We start from the raw sequence: 19,908 nt of genomic DNA on the forward strand, positions 1-19,908 counted from the left end.
TTTTTGAATTCAAAACTAAATTTAGAACTCAATTCTGTCAATTTTTAACTTAATTTTTAGCTTAAAATTGGGCTGAGAATTTATTTAATCTTTAGTTTTTAAGTTTAAAACGTATCTTTGCATTAGAAAAAAATGACAATGGATAGTTCTAAAAAAACAGACGAATTTTACGAAAAATTAAAATCACAACTATATGATACTGCGCAGTGGCCAACAGAGTATTTATATAAGTTTATTGTGCTTACCGATGGTTCTGGAGTAAGTGGAATTGAATCGCTTTTTAATAATTTAGGAGCCGTAATTACTACAACCGAATCTAAAAACGGAAAATACACAAGTGTATCGATAAATGTTAGGATGAAAGATCCTGAAGCAGTGGTAGATAAATACAAGGAAGTCGCAGAAAATGTAGACGATGTAATTTCTCTATAAAATACCTTTTAAGCTTCGTATTTTTTTGTACTTTGCAACAAAACCTAGAGACTTCAGGTTAATAAAATATTTACTACACACATTTTACAATTTTGATTGACGATTTAGAATATAACACAGAGCGCGAGCATTTAATAATTCCAGAATATGGACGTCATCTGCAAAAGATGATTAATCACGCAAAATCTCGCGAAACAAAAGAAGAGCGTAATAAATTAGCAAATGCTATCATTTCTGTAATGGGAAATTTGCAGCCGCATTTAAGAGATGTGCCAGATTTTAAGCATAAGTTATGGGATCAGCTTTTTATTATGGCTGATTTTGAAATTGACGTTGACGCACCTTATGGCGAGCCATCAAAAGAAGAAATACAAGCAAGACCAGAACCTTTAAAGTACCCTCAAAATCATCCTAAATATCGTTTTTACGGAAATAACATAAAAACGATGATAGATGTTGCTGTGAGTTGGGAAGATGGTGAGTTAAAGGAAGCTTTAACCTATACGATTGCTAATCACATGAAAAAGTGCTTCCTTAATTGGAATAAAGATACAGTTGAAGATGATGTGATCTACAATCATTTATATGAACTTTCAGGTGGTGCATTAAACCTTAAAGGTAGTGAAGAAAGCCTTACAGATTCTACGAGTTTAATGCGTACAAAGTCTAAATATGGAGGTAAAAACAATTCAAACAAAAAGAATAACAATTCTAACAAGAAGAAATATTCTAATAACAGAAAACGTTACTAAATTGTATGAGTACATTTAAAATTGAAGGTGGTCACAAACTAAAAGGGAAAATTCAACCACAAGGAGCAAAAAACGAAGCATTACAAATACTATGTGCAGTGCTTTTAACTCCGGAAGAAATTAAGATTGATAACATACCAGATATTATAGACGTCAATAAACTTATTGCGCTATTGAAAAAATTAGGTGTAAAAATTAATAAATTAGGTAAAGGTTCTTATACTTTCAAGGCAGATGAAGTTAATCTAAAGTATTTAGAGTCTGCAGAATTTAAAGAAGACGGAAAAGGATTAAGAGGTTCTATAATGATTGTAGGTCCTTTGTTAGCGCGTTTTGGCAAAGGTTATATTCCTAAACCAGGTGGTGATAAAATTGGTCGTCGTCGTTTAGATACACACTTTGAAGGTTTCATTAATCTTGGTGCAGAATTTCGATATAATAAAGAAGATTTGTTTTATGGTGTTGAAGCTAAAAAACTGAAAGGCACATACATGCTTTTAGATGAAGCTTCAGTTACTGGTACCGCAAATATTGTAATGGCAGCTGTTTTAGCAGAAGGTGTAACTACAATTTACAATGCTGCATGCGAACCTTATTTACAGCAATTGTGTAAAATGTTAAACCGAATGGGAGCGAAAATCTCTGGTGTAGGTTCTAACATGTTAATTATAGAAGGTGTTGATGCTTTAGGTGGCACTGACCACAGAATGCTACCAGATATGATTGAGATAGGTAGCTGGATTGGATTAGCGGCAATGACTAAGAGTGAATTGACCATCACTAATGTGAGTTGGGATGATTTAGGTCAAATACCTAATGTATTTAGAAAAATTGGTATAACAGTAGAGCGTCAAGGTGATGACATTCATATACCTGCTCATACCAATGGTTACGAAGTGCAAAACTTTATAGATGGTTCAATTTTAACTATTGCTGATGCACCTTGGCCAGGTTTTACTCCAGATTTGTTAAGTATTATTTTAACTGTATTAACGCAGGCTAGAGGAAGTGCTGTAGTGCATCAAAAAATGTTTGAAAGCCGTTTGTTTTTCGTAGATAAACTGATTGACATGGGAGCAAAAATTATTCTTTGTGATCCACATAGAGCAACCGTTATTGGTCATGACTTTAAGTCAACGCTAAAAGCAACAACTATGACATCTCCAGATATTAGAGCTGGTGTTTCTTTATTAATTGCGGCATTATCTGCAAAAGGAACATCTATAATTCATAATATTGAACAGATTGATCGTGGTTACGAAAATATTGACGAACGTTTAAGAGCTATTGGTGCTAAGATTGAACGTGTAGAAGGTAATTAGAAATTATAATTACCAATTCAAGTATATAATAAGAGACCTCAAGTAATTGAGGTCTTTTTTATTTATCATATATTATTTTTTAGGTCCATATGAAATCGCTTTATATGATATGAGGTTTTAGTAAAGGTTTTCGTCTAAAATGGTTTTCTGTCGGTAATATTATTGATTACATCGAGGTATTGAATCACTGCGTTGCATTTATTCGTAATTTACTCATTAAAGCTAGTGAATTCTTAATCTAATGAAACTTGTCTTCCCTCCAAGATATAGCCTAATATTTTGTCTTTTTTTGACAAGTCAGCTAGTTTGTGCACAATTAAATGTTTTTAATTTATCCGTAACTTCTACAGATGAAACATGTGCAAGTAATGGTTCAATAACAATGAATGTTTCTGAGGTTACGCCAGGTGCAACTATCGTTTATAATCTTTATTTATATCCAAATATTAATTCTCCTATAGCGCAAACATCCTCAAATACATTTAGTAGTTTAGATAGCGGTAATTATTTAGTAGAGGCCGTACAAACCTTAAATGATTTACAAAATTCAGAAAGTGCAGATGCTGATATTGATGATGTTATCACAGCTCTAGATTTTGAAGTCGGACAAGGTTTTACAGGCGATTGTAGCGAAATCAGTTTAGTTATAACGACACTGTCAGGTAATGCAGAATCCTATGAGATTATATCAGGACCTATCACTGTGCCTTTGCAATCTGATAATAGTTTTAGTAATCTGCCTGAAGGAACTTATGTTATACGTGTATATGATACTTGTGGAAATGCCTTAACGAAGACTTATACGCTTTTAATTAGTGACGTTACGTTTACAATTTCGGCTATAGAACAATCTAACGCACTGAATAATTGTGATGAGACGACAATTAATCAAACAATTACGGCTAGCAGTGGATCTCAACTGTCTTATCCAATTACCGTTGACTATACCATTAATTTTTCTGATGGAAATGAAACTACAAGTTATTCCCAGACTTATGATGATGGTTCAGAAACAGAACTCGAAATATCAACGACCGTAACTAATTTTGGCGATCAAACTTTTACAGTCGATACGGTAGTACAAGATGGCTGTGGAGATGTTGTTGCTAGTTCTGAGGTTGTAAATCCCAATCCTGTTATAAATTTATCTACAGTAACCAATATTTGTGGAGACGATTTAATAATCGTGATTTCTAATATGGTTCCTCCATATTCTCTTGAATTTACTGAGGCACCAATGGAATTTAATCCATCAGATTATAATGATAATGAAGGCGTTTATACAGAATCGGTAATTTCGTTTGAACAAGAAGATTTAGGTTTGCCTTATGGTGTTTACGAGGTTACAGTTGTTGATGCATGTGATAATATAGGTATAGCGTCAATTGAATTAATTGAAGAGCCAGAAGAGCCTGTTATTTCTACTTCAAATGGAGGTTGTGATGCGTTAACAGGTGCTTTAACGGTAAGTATACCAAATAGAGAGATTGCATCTGCGACACTTACAGTTGCTCCACTAACATATATAGGTGAAATACCATCTGATATTTCTGAGTTTATCACACCCAATGGTTTGTTAATAGTTGATGTGTTGCCAATAGGTACTTTTACTATAGAATTGATAGACAATTGTGGTACAACATATCTTGAAGAATTTGAAATTCCAGAACTCGAAGACTATGAACTCAATGTGTCAACCTCAGTGAGTTGTAGTTCTGATACAGGTAGCTTGAGTATTGCTGGTGCGTATGGCGCAGTAGAATCCGTTACGTTTATTGCAGCACCTACTGAATTCTCAGAGACGTTACCTTACGACTATAGTTTTGCAATTTTATCAGAAGGACTTTTCTATGTTGATGATTTACCCGCAGGAAATTATACTATTGAATTTACAGATAGTTGTGGCAATGAATTCATGTTCACTCAAACCATAGAAACGTATAATTATGATAACAATGAATCTATTTATAATTTACAACAAAACTGTGGTTCTTTTGATTTAAGTATTCTAGATAATGATAGTTCAGTGATAAATCAAACCTATTGGTTTCAGAGGTATAATCCGCAATCTGATAGTTGGGGACATCCTAATACTGGAGTAACGTATAGTGAAGGTGAATTACCGAATACAGCGAATTCTATTTCTATAGAAAATGGAGAAAGTCTACTTAATATTTTCGTGGTAGGAACATTTAGATTGATAAAAGTATTTCAATCAACTAATAACCCAAACACAGATGAGTATTGTTTTGATATTTTTGGGGAATTTGAAATCGATTCAGATTTAATAATAAATGATGTATTTAATCTTAATTGCGATGGTGGATCAGGACCTTCTGATATTTTAGTGGATGTAAGTGGTGTACCTCCTTATAATTTTTCTATTGTTTCTCCTATTTTTATTGACAATGGAAATGATAATGTTTTTACAAATTTAAGTCCTGACATTTACGAAATAAGGGTTGAGGATGTTTGTGGAAGTATAGAAGCAATTACTGTTAATTCCTTGGATTTACTTCCTGTAGTTAATCTAGGTAGTCCATCTGATTTGGTCGTTTGTGATGAAGATAATGATAACCAAGCCGTTTTTGATCTATCACAACAATACACGCAGTTGATAGGTAATCAAAATCCAGAAAATTTAACTATTACTTACCACCTAAATCAAACTGATGCAGATTCTGGTAATAATCCAATTTCAGATAGTTATGAGAACATAGTAAATCCACAGACCATTTACGTTAGAATGATTCATAATACATTAGATATTTGTTACGAAACAGACAGTTTTCAGCTTATTGTTGGTTCTATTCCTCAGTTAGGTTTGGATGAATCTATTACTATTTGTGAAGGTACTTCTGTTGTGTTATCCGCAGATTTTGGTTACTCGAGCTACTTATGGTCTTCAGGTGAAACAACACGAAGTATAGTCGTTGATACTGTTGGAAATTATTCGGTTACAGTTTCAAATGATTATGGTGACTTTTATTGTGAGGCCACAAAAACTTATAATATAGATATGTCTGGTGTCGCTAATATAGAAAATATCATTAACGAAGATTTTACTTCAAATAGTAATTTTATCGATATTGAAATATCTGGTATTGGCGATTATGAGTATTCATTAGATGGTGTGACCTATCAGTCGGAGAATTATTTTGAAAATCTAGAATCAGGAATTTATACAGTTTTTGTAAGAGATATTAATGGCTGTGGTATTAATACCGAAACTATTTCCTTATTAAATTATAAAAAATTCTTTACACCAAATGGCGATGGCGAAAATGAATTTTGGCAAATTACAGGTTCGCAGTTAGAACCCGATTTACAAGTATATATTTTCGATAGGTACGGAAAGTTATTAATTAACTTTACTGGCAATGACGTTGGTTGGGATGGTAACTATAATGGTAATCTTATGCCTACAAACGATTACTGGTTTGTGGTAGAACGTTCTAACGGGTTAACGCATAAAGGACATTTTACTTTAAAACGATGAGTTACGTTATTCCATTGAATACAAAAATTGCTCAGATGTAATTTTACCATCTTTAACTTCAAATACAGCAATTTCTTCCATTTGCTGTCTGCCTCTGTCTTTAAAAGTTAAATCAAAGTGCATTTTAGACGAAAAATGATTTCCAGCCACAAGAGGTGCGCTAATAGAACTGTAATGAAATTCTTCTACGTTTTCTAACCATTCTTTATTCTTGTTCCAAACATTTTGTTTACCAGTAATATTTTCTCCTGGCATACCTGGCATTTCTTTACTCACAACATTTTCAGAATAAAGCTCGTTAATGCAATCAAGGTTTTTACCTTGCTCACACATTTCTTTCCACTTTCTAGCAACTCCCCAAGTATTCATAATTCTCTAAATTTAAATTAGTGCTTTAAAGTTAGTGAAAAGTTTTTCTAAATTATGTAATTGATAACGACGTTTTTAACTTTTAAATTAAATAATTGCTATTTAAGGGCATATTGAATTGAATATATTGAAATGAATTTGGCAACTATACTAAATTTTAATTCAGTGCTGCTTTATAAGTTGCTAAGCAGCGTTCTCTTGCCATTTTATGTTCTACAATTGGTTTTGAGTAAGTCAACTCTTGAAAATCTGGAACCCACTCTTTTATGTATTCTAAATTCTTATCGAATTTTTGAATCTGAGTTGTAGGATTAAAAATTCTAAAATAAGGCGAAGCATCTACACCAGAACCAGCAACCCATTGCCAATTGCCCACATTACTAGACATATCGTAATCGTGAAGTTTCTCGGCAAAATAAGCTTCTCCTAATCGCCAATCCATCAATAAATGTTTACAAAGAAAACTACCAACCAACATTCTTACTCTATTGTGCATAAAGCCTGTCGCATTCAGTTGTCGCATACCTGCATCGACTAACGGATAACCAGTTTTACCTTCACACCAAGCTTTAAATTCAGTTTCATTATAACGCCATTCAATTCTGTCGTATTTTGGTTTAAAGGCTTCATCTTTTGTATGTGGAAAATGCCAAAGAATCTGCATAAAGAATTCGCGCCAAATTAACTCTTGCCAAAATATTTCATTGTCTTCAGCAATTGCTTTTTTAACCATTTTACGTATACTAACCGTTCCGAATCTTAAATGTGGTCCTAAACGTGAGGTTGCATCTTGTGCCGGAAAATTACGAGTAGCTTCATAGGTTTGAATCAATGTTGGTGTAACATCATAAGCTGCTATGTCTTGACTCGATTTTTCAAAACCAATATCAGCTAAGGTTAAATTAGGTAATCTACTATGTTCTATAAGATTGTCTAGATAAGAATTGGTATAGAAAATTTCTAAATCGAGCGTTCTAAATTTTTCTTTCCACTTGCGCATGTATGGTGTGTAAACCATGTATGGTTTTCCATCGTTTTTTACAATTTCGCTTTTTTCAAAAATAACCTGGTCCTTATAGGTTTTGAATTCAATATTATGTTTCTCTAAGAGTGTTTTAATTGAGGTATCTCGAGTTGTAGCATAAGGCTCATAATCATGATTTGTAAACACGGTTTCAATATCGTATTCTGAAATTAATTGCTTGTAGATGTCTTCAGGCTTTCCTTTATACATGGCAATACTACTGCTATGCTTATCTTGTAAAGTCTGTCTTAACCCTTGAAGTGTTTCAAAAATAAAAGTAACACGAGCATCATCTTTAGGTAGTTTTTCTAAAATTGTTGTATCAAATATGAAAATAGGAAGTACAGGATGTTCCGATTTTAAAGCTTCATAAAAACCGAGATTATCGTCTAATCTTAAATCTCTTCGAAACCAGAAAATGTTTACTTTTTTAGTCATGTGTTTTTTTAGTTAGTGGAAGGTTGAAATGTTGAAAGTTGAAAAAGTGTAAAGTAAAATTGTAAAGTGAAAAGTACAAAGTCTTGCTTATTTAATCTGCTTTTAGAAACTCTGAGACTTTGTAGCTCTGTAACTATGAATCTCTGAATCTTTGCAACTTACTGACCATATTTTCCAAACAATTCTTCCAGCTTTGTCGTCCTGTAATTAAAAATTTCTTCCAATTTTGGCTTCACTAAAATAGGATGGACGAGTTGCCCAAGGATGCCCATTGGTACTTTATAATCTATAATGTCTTCCATTTCTACGCCTCCTTCAATTTCTTTTATAAAGTGCTTATGATGCCAAAGTGCATAGGGGCCAAAACGCTGTTCGTCCACAAAATATTCATTATCTCTTACATGTGTAATTTCCGTAACCCATTTCGTTTTTATGCCTAAAACAGGTGTTACAATATACTGAATGATTTGCCCTGGAAACATAGGTCGGTCTGCACCAGAGAGAATATCAAAACTCATATAATCTGGTGTGATGGTTTTTAAATTAGCAGGACTAGATAAAAATGCCCAAGCCTCTTCTACTGAGATTGGTAAATTTTGCTTTTTGTGTAACGTGTATATTTTCATCTGTTGGTTTTATGAAATCTTATTGATGTATCGGTTGATAATTTTCTATTAATTATTTAATACTATGTAGCCATTGAGCGATGTAGCAATGCAAAGCCAAATAATATAGGGTAGCAACAGGTATTTAATGTGGCTTAATTTATCGTCGCCAAACGTTATAAAGAAGTAGGTAATGAGTAAAGTGAGTGATAAGATATTAACGAATCCTAGTGTTGTGAATTGTTGATTAAAAAACAGATAATTCCAGCTAACATTTAAAATTACAGCAATAACGAATAGTGTTTTAACAAAATTAGAATTACGAACTGAAAATAAATAACTGAGGTATACAGAAAAACATATCATTATTAACGTCCATGCTGCTCCAAAAACCCAACCAGGTGGTGTCCAAGGTGCTTTGTTTAAATTAGAGTACCATTCGCCAGTTACAGCATCTCCCATAAAATATCGACCTAAGGCAAGACCACCGAAATTAATAACTAGAAATAGAATAATAAGATAAATCTTGTTCAATTTACGATGCTTTTAATTGTTCAATTTTGTCCATTACTAATTGTGCTTCGGCATATTTTTTATCACTTTCGCCTCGGTTTGTAGCAGACAATTTATGCCAGTCTGCCATCAATTTTTTATATTGTTTTTGAAGCTTTTCTAATTCTGAAGTTTTTTTAAAGAGTCCAAACATAATGTTCTATTTAAGGTGTTTTGTGATTCGAGAGCTCATTGGCTTTGTAATGGAAAAATAATAGTCTAAAAAGCCGCCATGCTCATCTAATAAGTATTTTTGAAAATTCCAACGTACATTAGAGTTTTGTTTTCCGTTTAAAGATTTATTTGTAAGCCAAGCGTATAATGGATGTTGAGAGCTGCCTTTAACGTCAACTTTTTCGGTTATTAAAAATGAAACACCATAATTAATTTCACAAAACTCTTGTATCTCGTTTGCATTACCAGGTTCTTGATTTCCAAACTGATTACAAGGCACACCAATAACCACTAACTTATCTTTATATGTATCTTGAAGCTCTTGTAACGCTCTATATTGAGGTGTAAAACCACATTTAGAAGCCACATTAATAAAGAGTATCTTTTTACCTTTAAAGTGTTGGAAATCTATAGGTTGACCTTGCAGGCTGTTAATCTTTATATCGTACACGGATTGCGTAGCAGTTGCTATCATGATGTTTTGGTATTAAGTAATTAAATGGTATTTACAATTTGAAACTTACGATGCCACAGTCCATTTCAAATATTTGTCCTGACATAGAAGCCGCTTTTTCTGATAATAAAAAGCCAGCCATATCTGCAACTTCTTTAGGTTGAAGATATTTTTTTAAGGGATGACGTTCATTCATATTGTCAATCATCCGTTCATTACGCAATAATTTTGAAGCCAACTCTGTGTCGGTAACCGTTGGTGCAATTGCATTAACGCGTATGTTGGGTGCTAATTCTGCACCTAAAGATTTTGTTAAGCCTTCAATTGCAGATTTTGAAGCTGCTACACTTGCATGAAAAGGCATGCCTAACTTGGCAGCAACCGTACTAAACAGTACAATTGATGGTTTATTACCATTTTTTAAAGCTGGTAAATACTTTTGTATTGCCTTTACAGCTCCAATAACATTGATGTCAAAATCATTTTTAAAATCATCAACGCTAAGTCTGTTTATGGGTTTAAGATTAATACTTCCAGGACAATACACTAATCCGTCGGCTTCATCGAAGTCTGGTAATTCATCAGTTAAAATATCACAATCGTAATGTTTTAAATTAGGATGTGAATCTTCTGGCGATGTACGACTGATATTTACAATCTCATCATAAGAAGAAAGCAAAGATGAGATAATTGCATTACCAATACCTTTGCTTCCTCCAATAATAATTAATCTTTTCATTGTTAAATTTAAGAGGTTGCTGTTAATGGTCTACCTTTTAAGCGCTTTTCAATCTTTTGCTTAATCACTGTAAGACGCTTCATTAAGTCCATTAATTTGGTATCTTTCTCTTTCTTATATAATTCGTTGACTTCTAATATTAAATCTTTAGCCTCTCTTGCTGCTAAAATTCTGTCACTTGTTGTTTTAAATGAAAACTTTCTGTTTTCAAATTCTAAAGCTTTTTCTACTGTACTCATAGCTTACTTGTTTAAATAGTTTTGTAATTCTAAAATTTTTGAAGCGTTATTAAATTCGCCTCCATAAAATGTTGTTATCGTTGTAGAAGTATCGTCTTGTACACCTCTAGAAGACACACATAAATGCTTGGCATCTATGATTACTGCCACGTCTTCAGTTTCTAAAACTGATTTTAATTCATTAGCAATTTGGTTTGTTAATCGCTCTTGAACTTGAGGACGTTTGGCATAGTATTGAACAATTCTGTTTAATTTAGAAAGTCCAATAACTTTTCCAGATGATTTGTATGCAATATGTGCTTTTCCTATAATAGGTACAAAATGATGCTCACAATTAGAGTAGAAGGTAATATTTTTTTCTACTAACATCTGATTATATTGATATTTATTTTCAAAAAGAGCCATTTTAGGCTTGTTTTTAGGGTCTAAACCAGAAAATATCTCTTCAATATACATTTTTGCTACACGGTCTGGTGTGCCTTGAAGTGAATCGTCGGTTAAATCTAAACCCATAACATCCATTATTTCTGAAAATAAAATAGATATGCGTTTTTTCTTTTCTTCATTAGACATATCAAAAGCATTGGCTTTCATTGGTGTGTCTAAACTTGTAAATAAATGGTCGTCGCCTATCGCTTCGTTTGTAAAACCATTAAGCTGTCCATTGTCTTTGGAAGTCGTTTCTGTATTCATAGAATCTTTTTAATGTGCTGTCTTTAAGTACTCCAAACTTAAATCAAAGCACGTGTTAACGTTTTGAAATAGAGTTATTTGATATTGTTCTTTGCCTCGAGCATTTAAATCTGCCTTTGTCAAACGTTCTTTTTTTACTGTGTTTAGTAGCTCTGCCTTGCACTCTCGCTCTCCATAATCTAAAGCTACTTGGTTTTAATTCGCGTCTCATCAAATTAATAACCTCTTGTTCTTTTAAATTAAATTGAAACGTAATAGCATCAAACGGTGTTCTGTCTTCCCATGCCATTTCAATAATTCGGTCAATGTCTTTTAGTTCTAAATTCATAGTCCATGAGGCATTGCATGTTGTAAATCGTACTTTACTTTTTCATCCATTAATTTGTCAAAAAACTTCTTATTCTCTTTAAAAGTTTTATTGGCTCTAAAGTGCACAAATTTTCCTTGTGCATGTATGCTAGACCCATTGATTTTATATATAACGAGATGGTAATAAGGTATAATCCATGTAAAATTCTTTAAGCCTTTGTTAATTCTAATTAAAATACCTTTTGGTCTCAATTCAATATTTCCGTAATTAATATCAGATACCAAATTTATTATAGATTGCATATTTGGACTCACATCATCAATAATCATACGCTTAGAACCTACACCATTCATTTTCAATTTCTGTACCAAACTAAAGGGACTGCCAACTAAGTCGGCAATTATTTGCTTGTGTTCAGAATTGTGATGTGTGGTATTTAATATCATATATTATCAAATATACATAATGTTTAATGATTATATAAAAAGATTAAACAAAAATTAACAGATAATTATGACTATGGAATTTATTGTGTAATGGAATAAAAATCAATCACTTCTCAACATACGTTTTCTATCTTGTAACGTATGTCGTTTTAAGATTCTATAACTTTCACTAATAACCTCTGCATCGTTTTTCATATTCCAAAGAATTTCACTTGCGCGTTTTCGGTTTTCTTTGATATCTACTATAGGCGTTGGGTAGTCTTTGCCTGGCTTAAAGTTGTAAAAGGCTTTTTCCATCTCAGTCATCAAATAAGGTTCATGGATAAAAGGTGTATCCAAGTGTGCCAATTCTGGAACCCATTTTTTAATAAAAACCGCATCAGGATCGTGCTTTAAACCATTAAGGGTTGGATTGTAAATTCTAAGATTATTGATGCCCGTTTCGCCTGCTTGCATCTGTAATTGTGGAAAATGAATGCCAGGTTCGAAATCTAAAAATTGTTGTGATAAATGTGTGGTTGCAGCCTGCCAAGGTTGCCAGAGGATATGCGTAAAAAAAGATGCCAACATGGCACGCATTCTAAATTTTACGTATCCTGTTTCAAGTAAACAGCGCATACTTGCATCTACTAACGGAAATCCGGTTTGGCCTTCTTTCCATGCCGTTTGGTAGGTTTCAGATAGCGTTTTCTTTAGTTTATGATAGCCTTTGTTAACACTTGCGTTTTCCATGGTGTGTTCCATTTCAAACTTTTGAATGAAATGTGCTTGCCATCGTAATCTTGAAATAAATGCACCAATATGACGCTTATCTTTAGATTCGGATTGAAATTGTTTAGCTTTCTGAAAGACTTGCCTAATAGATAAATTTCCCCAAGCAATGTATGGCGAAATTCTACTGCAACTTGTCCTTGAAGCTTCCGGTTTTGAAATATTAACCATGTAGTCTTCATGTCTGTTTTCAAAAAATGAATTGGCATATTTCCAACCCATGGTGGTGCCCCCTTTTTGAAACTTGGTGTCTTCAGGTGTGGATAAATCGGTAACGGTCAACACGTTTTCTAAACTTTCAATTTCTGAATGATTTAAAAACTGATTGTCGCTAGGTTGAAAAACTTCCAAAGCACTGTTCATATACGTTTCCCAATTTTCAAACCAATGGTCTCTATTCACTAATCCGCGTTCAACACCATTATTTTTAGATTCTTCCCAGTTAATAAAATTATTTCTACAATAGCGTGTAAATTCTTTGTCTCTGTTGTAGGTCACTAATAATCCAGTTTCCACATGCGAAAAAACAGTATCAATTTTATAAAACTCTTGCAGTTGATTAAACGCACTCGTAATATCACTAGTTACCGTTAATACTTTGGTTTGGTGTGCCGCAAGGTTTTTGTTTAAATCTCTTAAAGATTCTTTTATAAAGTTGAAATGTCTATCACTGTAATGTGCATCATTCAGTAATAAATGTTCAAAAACATAAATAATAAGAACACGTTTGCCTGATTTTAATGCATTCGAAATGGCTTCATTATCTTGAAGTCTTAAATCGCGTTTCAACCAAACGATAGTAATGTGTTCTTTTGCTTTCATCTTAAAGTTGCTTTAGAAATTGTTCGGCGTTGTTAAAATGGTTTTCTAAAGTCTCTTTTTTCATTCTATCTAAATTGCCCAAAAGCATACCTAGTCTCGGATTGCCTGCGAAGAAATCGCGATGCTTGTCCATAAACGTCCAGAATAAACCGTCCCAAGTGGCTTGCCAATCGCCTTTAGAATAGTTGCTCATTTTCATAATGTAATGGCTGCTACTGATGTACGGTTTTGTAGACATTAAACCACCATCTGCAAACAAACTCATGCCGTACACATTGGGTACCATAACCCAATCGTAAGCGTCTATAAATAGTTCCATAAACCATTGGTAAACCTCGTCTGGATGAAATTCGCAGAGCACCATAAAATTACCGAGTAGCATTAAACGCTCTATATGATGGGCGTAGCCTGTTTTTAATACTTTTTTAATAACGTCGTCAATGGGTTTAATTCCTGTGGTGCCATCATAGAATGAGGCTGGTATTTTCTTATCAAAATTCCAAAAGTTTTTTGTGCGTTCTTCTGTGCCTTTTACTTCGTAAACGCCTCTTATAAATTCGCGCCAACCTAATATTTGGCGCACAAAACCTTCTAAAGAATTTAACGGGACGTCATTAGATTTGGCATAATCAATGGCCTTTTCTATAACGTCCATTGGATGTAGCAACCCAACATTGATAAGAGGCGAGAGGATGCTATGATTTAAAAAGTGTTCTTCCTTAACAATGGCATCTTCATAAGGTCCAAATTCATGAAAACGTTGTTCAAAAAACTGATGTAACCATTCTTCTGAAGATTTAAAATCAATAGGATAAATTACAAAATCATTCAGTTCGCCATAATGCGCGCTAAAATTTGAATTGACATAAGTTTTAGCTTCTTTGTGATACGCTGTTTTATCAGGAAAATGAATATGTGGTGGTGTTTTGTCCTTTGGGTATTTCTTTCGATTATCTGAATCGTAGGTAAGTTTACCACCTTCAGGTTCGCTATTAACTATTAAAATATCACGTTCCTTACGTTGCTGCTTGTAAAAAGAGGTTTGAAAGAATTTCTTTTTGGAAGGTTTAAAAAATGAACTTAAGTCCTCTTTCGTATTTATGAATAGTGGATTTTCATACCATTCAATATCTATAGCTTTAGCAGCGGAATTTATATGTTTTTGAAGCCAATTATCAGTTGGGTCAATTATGCGAAGCTTTTCTAAACCATCTTCAATAAGCTTTGCTATCAGTTGCCTAACATCAGATTGTTTTGTCTTGGCTTCAATATAATTTACGGTTTTATCTTGGGTTTTGAGATAATTCGCATAGGCTTTCATGGACGCTCTGTGAAAGGCAATTTTTTGCTTGTGGAATTTGTATTGATTAAAGAATAAGAATTCTTCAATTAAATAAATATCAGCATTTACTTTAAGAATGGGTGCATCCTTAAATAATTGATGTGGAAATATGAGTATGGCTTCTTTCATTCTCTAAAATAATTTGGGTTGTAACCATAAACTTCTAAATGTTCTATTTGCGTCATAACGTTCAGCTTGTAATTCAACATTAAATGTTCTGTCTCTTGGGTCGTTGCCAACACCAGCCACGTACATCCAATTGCCATAGTTGCTGTGCACGTCATAATCTATGAGTAAAGACTCAAAATAGGCGGCACCAATACGCCAATCTAATTTTAATGTTTTGGCAAAATAGGATGCCACATTTTGGCGTCCTCTATTGCTCATCCAACCGGTTTCTTTGAGTTCAATCATATTAGCGTTTACAAATTCTGATGTGGTTTCGCCATTAATCCATTTATCAATCTGGGTTTGGTTTGAGGACCAGTCGTATTCCTTTTGAAGTATGCCTTCTAACTTAAAGATTTGGTTGCCATGTTTTAAGGACACATATTTAAAATAATCACGCCAAATGAGTTCAAAAATGAGCCAATAGGTTGATTGATTTCTGAAGCATTCGTTTTCAAATTTTTTCACTTGCCCATAAATTGTTCTGGCTGAGATGCAACCATTTGCTAGCCAAGGCGAAAATTTAGAACTGTAGTCAACACCAACTAAACCGTTTCTCGTTTTTTTATAAAATCCTAATTTTTTAGTGTTGAAAAAATAATCCTCGAGACGTTTATTAGCTTCGGTTTCGCCACCTTTAAAAGGAAAAGCTGAATGCGGATGGGTTTCAAAATGGTCGAAACCTAAATCGTGAAGTGTTGGGATTTTAGTGTTGTTGGTAATCCGATTGTTTTCTGGATATTTTTTAGGTTGTAATTCTGGGCGAATGGCAACATATTTCTCAAGTTTTTTTCTAAAGTTGGTAAAGACTTGAGGTGTTTGTTCAATTTTGAAATTGAGGTCTTCGGGATGGTATAAAAACTGATTGTAAACAGAGTGCCAGTTAATAGAACTCAATTTTGATTTAACAGCATTTTCCGATTCTAATTCTTCTGACGTCCATTCCTTTTGAAGAAATATTGAATTGATATTATAAGTTTTACAAAGCTCTGGAATAATAACTTGTGGTTCTTTAGAATAAACTAATAAATCAATATTTAAGTTGTTGAGTTGCGCTCTTAAATCTTGTACAGATTCAATTAAAAATTTCGCTCTAAATTTCTCGGTTTTTTTAAATCCGAATTTGTCAATAGTAAAGTGATAAGGATTAAAGCAATACACAGCTATAATTGGATTACCGTTTTTTTGAGCTTCATTTAAAACGGCATTATCTATGGTTCTTAAGTCGTTTCTAAACCATATTAAGTTGCTATTGTTTTCTGTTTTTTGCATCTGTCACTACAATATTTAACGTGTTCCCAATCGCGTTCCCATTTTTTGCGCCATGTAAAAGGGCGATTACAAACAAGGCAAAGCTTTGTTGGAAGATTTTCCTTTTTTACACCTCTCATTTTTTTACCAAAGCGTTAATCATACCATTAAAAACAAAAGCATGAAACGGTAAAACAGCATACCAATACAAACGTCCCCAAATCCCTTTAGGTCTAAAAACCGCACGTTGGTGTAACTGGTCGTCTACAATTTTAAACTCTAACCAAGCCTCGCCAGGCAATCGCATTTCTGCAAACAATAAAAGTCGTTTTTCTTCTTTGTTGGCATATAAAACGCGCCAAAAATCTAATGCATCGCCAGCCTCTAAATACGTATCGCTTGTTCGGCCGCGTCTTAAACCAACACCACCAAAAAGCTTATCCATGTAACCTCTAATTTTCCACAAACCATTAAAGCTGTACCAACCATTGCGGCCACCAATAGCCCAAATTTTGTTCAGTGTAAATGCTTCGTCTGTCACTTTACGTTGTTTGACATCTTTAAAACAGCCAAATTTTGGTAGCTCTATATGCTTAGATAATTGGTCTTTAAATCGTCCGCTACTCACGGCATCTTTCCAACTCGATATTACAGCGTTTTGTTCAATTTTCTGAAAGGCTAAATCCACAGCTGTTTTGTAATCCATAGGTTCAATACCTATAATGCCGTTGATGTTACTGGGTTTTCCAATCACTTCAACCTTCATACTATCGACTAATGCGGCTGCTAGTTTAAACGATGTAGAGGTTACAAAGTACAACCAATACGACGAGAGTTTTGGTGTTAATACAGGAAGCGTTACAATGTAACGTTTGAGGTCTCTAACTTCAGCAAATTGAAGTAGCATTTCCTTGTACGTCAAGACTTCTGGACCAAAAATATCATAAGCATTATTGTAGAGTTCTGTTTTGCCTAAGCCACCTGCTAAAAAGTTGAGCACATCACGAACGGCTAAAGGTTGTGTTTTGGTATTGAGCCATTTTGGAGTAATCATAAATGGTAGTTTTTCTACGATATCTCTTATGATTTCAAATGATGCGCTACCACTACCAACAATAATGCCTGCTCTAAATGTTGTGAGTGCATAGGTTTCAGATTTTAAAGTGTTCTCTACCTGTAGTCTCGATTTTAAATGTTTAGATAAGGAAGCATCATTAACAATGCCACTTAAAAAAAGCACTTGTTTACAGTCGGTAGGTTCAACAAGGTCTTTAAAATTTTGAGCACATTGTTGTTCTAAATCCTCAAAATCATCTGAACTTGTGGACATGGAATGAATCAGATAATAAGCAGCATCGATGTCTTTAGGAATTTCAGCATCTTCAGGTTTTAAGAAGTCTACTTTAATAAAAGAACATAAAGGATGGTCTTCGATTTCATCTGGAATACGGTTTAAATCACGCACACAACAAACCAACTCATGCTCATCTTCAAGCAATTGAAGTGCCAGTCTTTTGGCAATATAGCCAGTTGTACCTGTGATTAATATGCGCATTATTTTTTTGAGTTTATAAGTTCTGTTTTCGGTCTTTGGTAGTCTAAGCGTGTTTTTAATTCTGGAATAGCATAACCATCCAAACCATTGATAGTTGCCACATTCCCTTTAGAAAGGTTAACAAAACCATCGTCGCTTAACAAGGTATCTTGTATGTATAGTTTTTCAATTTTACCAATGACCAAAATAGTATTGTTAGCCGCAATAGGATATTCTTCTACAAATTGCATGGCCAATTGCAGCGGTGCATTTTTTACAAATGGCGCTAAAAAATTAGCTTTATATTCTTCTGTTAAATGCGTGGCATCAAATTCTGATATGTGTGAATCGTATTTTGCAGAAGTGTGATGAGCATCTTCTATAATTTCAGAATGAATGTGATTTATAGTGTATTTTCCTGTTGTTTTTAAGTTAGAATAGGTGTTACGTGTGACAGTTGTAGGTCTTAAAAAGAAACCTAACAATGCAGGATTAGAACCTAAATGCGTCACAGAACTAAACACAGCAACATTACTAATCCCGTCTTCACTTTTAGTACCAATGAGGTTTGCCGATTTATAACCAGAACAACTGTTAATGAGGTTAATTCGGTAGAGGTGTTCCATCTTGTCGATGTCGTCACTGGTAAATTCTATCATTTATAAATTTTTGAAGTTATTGATTTTAACGTCTTTAGATTTTAAATCGAACATTAAATTATACAGTCCAAAAAACGTTCTGTTAATATAAATAAAGTGTTTAGAACCTCTATTACCATTCATATTTCTAAGTTCAGTGCTTTTGGAATAACGTTGTCCCATTTCTGAAATTTGATTGAAAAACTCTGGATTCGAAAAATCGAATGTTTCAACATGAAATGGTTTGGTAAACAAGCTTAACAACTCATGAAACATAGCACTAAAGAATTTCAGCTCTTCTTCGGAATCATCTTGTCTTAAAATTTCTAACTCATAAAGTTTTTCGGTAAACAATTTAGGATTCTCGATGCATTCCTTTTCGGCTAATTCAAAATACGGAATGTAGAATTCTTCCGGAATTGTTTTCATACAACCAAAATCGAGTGCAATTAAATCGACTGATTCAGAAATTAAGAAGTTGCCAGGATGTGGGTCTGCATGTACTTTTCTAAGATTATGAATTTGAAACATGTAAAAATCCCAAAGGGCTTGGCCTAGCTGATTCGCTAAAGCTTCATCCGTATTATGTGCTACAAATTCAGACAGGTGTTCGCCTTTCATGTAGTCCATTGTAATAATGCGTTCAGACGACAATTCTGAATAATACTTAGGAAACTTTAAATTAGGAATATGTTTGCAGGCGTCTGCAACGGCCTTACTTTGCTCAATTTCTAAGATGTAATTGGTTTCTTCTGTGAGTTTGTTTTCAACCTCCTTAAAGTATTTATCAGAATCTTTCCCTTTAATATTAAACATCTTAATAGCAATGGGTTTAACCAAGGCTAAGTCTGATGCAATACTTTCCGCAACTCCAGGATATTGGATTTTCACAGCAAATTTTTTCCCATTCTTCTCTGCAATATGGACTTGGCCAATACTGGCAGCATTAACTGAAGTTGCGTTGAAAGTATCAAATAAATCTTCGGGATGTTTCCCAAAATATTTTTTAAAGGTTTTTATAACTAAGGGTGGCGATAATGGTGGTACAGAAAATTGAGATAAGGAGAATTTTTCAACATAAGCCTGAGGCAAAATGCTTTTTTCCATGCTCAACATTTGCGCTACTTTTAAAGCACTTCCTTTTAATGTTTTTAAGCTATCGTAAATATCTTCGGCGTTATTTTGATTAAGTCGTTCTTTGGCATCTTCTTTAGAATTAACCATTTTATCGCCATAATATTTTAGGTAATTAACACCAACTTTTGCACCAGTAGATACCAATTTAGTGGCTCTAGAAATTTTAGTAATTGGTATGCTGTCTATAGTTTTCATAA

The 19,908-nt window shown here is 33.6% G+C and carries 22 protein-coding genes; 4 read left to right on the forward strand and 18 right to left on the reverse strand.

The genetic code is table 11. From position 1 onward, the window contains the following. The first annotated feature begins 138 nt into the window (after positions 1 to 138). From Q0891_RS09115 to Q0891_RS09130, 4 genes are all read left to right on the forward strand, one after another. Positions 139 to 432 (forward strand): DUF493 family protein, encoded by a 294-nt coding sequence (locus Q0891_RS09115; protein ID WP_299100921.1) that lies wholly within the window; start codon positions 139 to 141, stop codon positions 430 to 432. A gap of 92 nt (positions 433 to 524) precedes the next feature. Next, positions 525 to 1,184, forward strand: coding sequence for a DUF4290 domain-containing protein (locus Q0891_RS09120; RefSeq protein ID WP_299100923.1), 660 nt, complete (start codon positions 525 to 527; stop codon positions 1,182 to 1,184). Between the two features lie 5 nt (positions 1,185 to 1,189). After that, on the forward strand, positions 1,190 to 2,506 hold the full coding sequence (murA, locus tag Q0891_RS09125; protein ID WP_299100925.1) for a UDP-N-acetylglucosamine 1-carboxyvinyltransferase: 1,317 nt from the start codon (positions 1,190 to 1,192) through the stop codon (positions 2,504 to 2,506). Positions 2,507 to 2,795: 289 nt separating this feature from the next. Next, entirely contained in the window at positions 2,796 to 6,005 is a 3,210-nt protein-coding gene (locus Q0891_RS09130) for a T9SS type B sorting domain-containing protein (RefSeq protein ID WP_299100927.1), read from the forward strand. A 6-nt stretch (positions 6,006 to 6,011) separates the two neighbouring features. Here Q0891_RS09130 and Q0891_RS09135 read toward each other — a convergent pair whose 3' ends face one another. The 18 genes from Q0891_RS09135 to Q0891_RS09220 form a co-directional block, all read right to left on the reverse strand. Continuing rightward, the gene (locus tag Q0891_RS09135) at positions 6,012 to 6,374 is read right to left on the reverse strand and encodes a nuclear transport factor 2 family protein (protein ID WP_299100929.1); all 363 of its coding nucleotides are present in this window, start codon (positions 6,372 to 6,374) and stop codon (positions 6,012 to 6,014) included. Between the two features lie 157 nt (positions 6,375 to 6,531). Next, entirely contained in the window at positions 6,532 to 7,836 is a 1,305-nt protein-coding gene (locus Q0891_RS09140; protein WP_299100931.1) for a deoxyribodipyrimidine photo-lyase, read from the reverse strand. Positions 7,837 to 7,994: 158 nt separating this feature from the next. Beyond that, the gene (locus Q0891_RS09145; RefSeq protein ID WP_299100933.1) at positions 7,995 to 8,462 is read right to left on the reverse strand and encodes an SRPBCC family protein; all 468 of its coding nucleotides are present in this window, start codon (positions 8,460 to 8,462) and stop codon (positions 7,995 to 7,997) included. A gap of 48 nt (positions 8,463 to 8,510) precedes the next feature. Next, the gene (locus tag Q0891_RS09150) at positions 8,511 to 8,975 is read right to left on the reverse strand and encodes a TspO/MBR family protein (RefSeq protein WP_299100935.1); all 465 of its coding nucleotides are present in this window, start codon (positions 8,973 to 8,975) and stop codon (positions 8,511 to 8,513) included. 1 nt (position 8,976) lies between these two features. Further along, positions 8,977 to 9,147, reverse strand: coding sequence for a Lacal_2735 family protein (locus Q0891_RS09155; RefSeq protein ID WP_299100937.1), 171 nt, complete (start codon positions 9,145 to 9,147; stop codon positions 8,977 to 8,979). Between the two features lie 6 nt (positions 9,148 to 9,153). Continuing rightward, positions 9,154 to 9,642 (reverse strand): glutathione peroxidase, encoded by a 489-nt coding sequence (locus Q0891_RS09160; RefSeq protein WP_299100939.1) that lies wholly within the window; start codon positions 9,640 to 9,642, stop codon positions 9,154 to 9,156. 31 nt (positions 9,643 to 9,673) lie between these two features. After that, positions 9,674 to 10,360 (reverse strand): SDR family NAD(P)-dependent oxidoreductase, encoded by a 687-nt coding sequence (locus tag Q0891_RS09165; RefSeq protein WP_299100941.1) that lies wholly within the window; start codon positions 10,358 to 10,360, stop codon positions 9,674 to 9,676. 8 nt (positions 10,361 to 10,368) lie between these two features. After that, the gene (locus Q0891_RS09170) at positions 10,369 to 10,599 is read right to left on the reverse strand and encodes a hypothetical protein (protein WP_173301769.1); all 231 of its coding nucleotides are present in this window, start codon (positions 10,597 to 10,599) and stop codon (positions 10,369 to 10,371) included. Between the two features lie 3 nt (positions 10,600 to 10,602). After that, positions 10,603 to 11,292, reverse strand: a complete 690-nt coding sequence (gene folE / locus Q0891_RS09175) for a GTP cyclohydrolase I FolE (RefSeq protein ID WP_173301770.1) — start codon at positions 11,290 to 11,292, stop codon at positions 10,603 to 10,605. Between the two features lie 55 nt (positions 11,293 to 11,347). After that, a complete protein-coding gene (locus tag Q0891_RS09180; protein WP_299100942.1) occupies positions 11,348 to 11,620 on the reverse strand; it encodes a TIGR03643 family protein in 273 nt (90 codons plus the stop codon). Beyond that, positions 11,617 to 12,048, reverse strand: coding sequence for a hypothetical protein (locus tag Q0891_RS09185; RefSeq protein WP_299100943.1), 432 nt, complete (start codon positions 12,046 to 12,048; stop codon positions 11,617 to 11,619). The genes Q0891_RS09180 and Q0891_RS09185 overlap by 4 nt, the downstream gene beginning before the upstream one ends. 102 nt (positions 12,049 to 12,150) lie before the next feature. Beyond that, positions 12,151 to 13,641, reverse strand: a complete 1,491-nt coding sequence (locus Q0891_RS09190) for a cryptochrome/deoxyribodipyrimidine photo-lyase family protein (RefSeq protein ID WP_299100944.1) — start codon at positions 13,639 to 13,641, stop codon at positions 12,151 to 12,153. 1 nt (position 13,642) lies between these two features. Next, entirely contained in the window at positions 13,643 to 15,112 is a 1,470-nt protein-coding gene (locus tag Q0891_RS09195) for a cryptochrome/photolyase family protein (RefSeq protein ID WP_299100945.1), read from the reverse strand. A 3-nt stretch (positions 15,113 to 15,115) separates the two neighbouring features. Next, the gene (locus Q0891_RS09200; RefSeq protein ID WP_299100947.1) at positions 15,116 to 16,423 is read right to left on the reverse strand and encodes a DASH family cryptochrome; all 1,308 of its coding nucleotides are present in this window, start codon (positions 16,421 to 16,423) and stop codon (positions 15,116 to 15,118) included. Then, entirely contained in the window at positions 16,393 to 16,542 is a 150-nt protein-coding gene (locus tag Q0891_RS09205) for a DUF2256 domain-containing protein (RefSeq protein WP_299100948.1), read from the reverse strand. The genes Q0891_RS09200 and Q0891_RS09205 overlap by 31 nt, the downstream gene beginning before the upstream one ends. Continuing rightward, on the reverse strand, positions 16,539 to 17,957 hold the full coding sequence (locus Q0891_RS09210; protein WP_299100949.1) for an SDR family oxidoreductase: 1,419 nt from the start codon (positions 17,955 to 17,957) through the stop codon (positions 16,539 to 16,541). Before Q0891_RS09210 ends, Q0891_RS09205 begins: the two co-directional genes overlap by 4 nt. Next, on the reverse strand, positions 17,957 to 18,595 hold the full coding sequence (locus tag Q0891_RS09215) for a flavin reductase (protein ID WP_299100950.1): 639 nt from the start codon (positions 18,593 to 18,595) through the stop codon (positions 17,957 to 17,959). Before Q0891_RS09215 ends, Q0891_RS09210 begins: the two co-directional genes overlap by 1 nt. Then, positions 18,596 to 19,906 (reverse strand): AarF/UbiB family protein, encoded by a 1,311-nt coding sequence (locus Q0891_RS09220; RefSeq protein ID WP_299100952.1) that lies wholly within the window; start codon positions 19,904 to 19,906, stop codon positions 18,596 to 18,598. Between the last annotated feature and the right edge of the window lie 2 nt (positions 19,907 to 19,908).

Source organism: uncultured Winogradskyella sp., from assembly GCF_947498005.1.
Classification (GTDB): Bacteria; Bacteroidota; Bacteroidia; order Flavobacteriales; family Flavobacteriaceae; genus Winogradskyella.

Excerpts from the sequence above, each read along its gene's own strand:
- Q0891_RS09115 (WP_299100921.1), top strand. The coding sequence starts at position 139 with ATGGATAGTTCTAAAAAAACAGACGAATTTTACGAAAAATTAAAATCA.
- murA (WP_299100925.1), top strand. The coding sequence starts at position 1,190 with ATGAGTACATTTAAAATTGAAGGTGGTCACAAACTAAAAGGGAAAATT.
- Q0891_RS09135 (WP_299100929.1), bottom strand. The coding sequence starts at position 6,374 with ATGAATACTTGGGGAGTTGCTAGAAAGTGGAAAGAAATGTGTGAGCAA.
- Q0891_RS09140 (WP_299100931.1), bottom strand. The coding sequence starts at position 7,836 with ATGACTAAAAAAGTAAACATTTTCTGGTTTCGAAGAGATTTAAGATTA.
- Q0891_RS09145 (WP_299100933.1), bottom strand. The coding sequence starts at position 8,462 with ATGAAAATATACACGTTACACAAAAAGCAAAATTTACCAATCTCAGTA.
- Q0891_RS09155 (WP_299100937.1), bottom strand. The coding sequence starts at position 9,147 with ATGTTTGGACTCTTTAAAAAAACTTCAGAATTAGAAAAGCTTCAAAAA.
- Q0891_RS09160 (WP_299100939.1), bottom strand. The coding sequence starts at position 9,642 with ATGATAGCAACTGCTACGCAATCCGTGTACGATATAAAGATTAACAGC.
- Q0891_RS09165 (WP_299100941.1), bottom strand. The coding sequence starts at position 10,360 with ATGAAAAGATTAATTATTATTGGAGGAAGCAAAGGTATTGGTAATGCA.
- Q0891_RS09170 (WP_173301769.1), bottom strand. The coding sequence starts at position 10,599 with ATGAGTACAGTAGAAAAAGCTTTAGAATTTGAAAACAGAAAGTTTTCA.
- folE (WP_173301770.1), bottom strand. The coding sequence starts at position 11,292 with ATGAATACAGAAACGACTTCCAAAGACAATGGACAGCTTAATGGTTTT.
- Q0891_RS09180 (WP_299100942.1), bottom strand. The coding sequence starts at position 11,620 with ATGAATTTAGAACTAAAAGACATTGACCGAATTATTGAAATGGCATGG.
- Q0891_RS09185 (WP_299100943.1), bottom strand. The coding sequence starts at position 12,048 with ATGATATTAAATACCACACATCACAATTCTGAACACAAGCAAATAATT.
- Q0891_RS09190 (WP_299100944.1), bottom strand. The coding sequence starts at position 13,641 with ATGAAAGCAAAAGAACACATTACTATCGTTTGGTTGAAACGCGATTTA.
- Q0891_RS09195 (WP_299100945.1), bottom strand. The coding sequence starts at position 15,112 with ATGAAAGAAGCCATACTCATATTTCCACATCAATTATTTAAGGATGCA.
- Q0891_RS09200 (WP_299100947.1), bottom strand. The coding sequence starts at position 16,423 with ATGCAAAAAACAGAAAACAATAGCAACTTAATATGGTTTAGAAACGAC.
- Q0891_RS09205 (WP_299100948.1), bottom strand. The coding sequence starts at position 16,542 with ATGAGAGGTGTAAAAAAGGAAAATCTTCCAACAAAGCTTTGCCTTGTT.
- Q0891_RS09210 (WP_299100949.1), bottom strand. The coding sequence starts at position 17,957 with ATGCGCATATTAATCACAGGTACAACTGGCTATATTGCCAAAAGACTG.
- Q0891_RS09215 (WP_299100950.1), bottom strand. The coding sequence starts at position 18,595 with ATGATAGAATTTACCAGTGACGACATCGACAAGATGGAACACCTCTAC.
- Q0891_RS09220 (WP_299100952.1), bottom strand. The coding sequence starts at position 19,906 with ATGAAAACTATAGACAGCATACCAATTACTAAAATTTCTAGAGCCACT.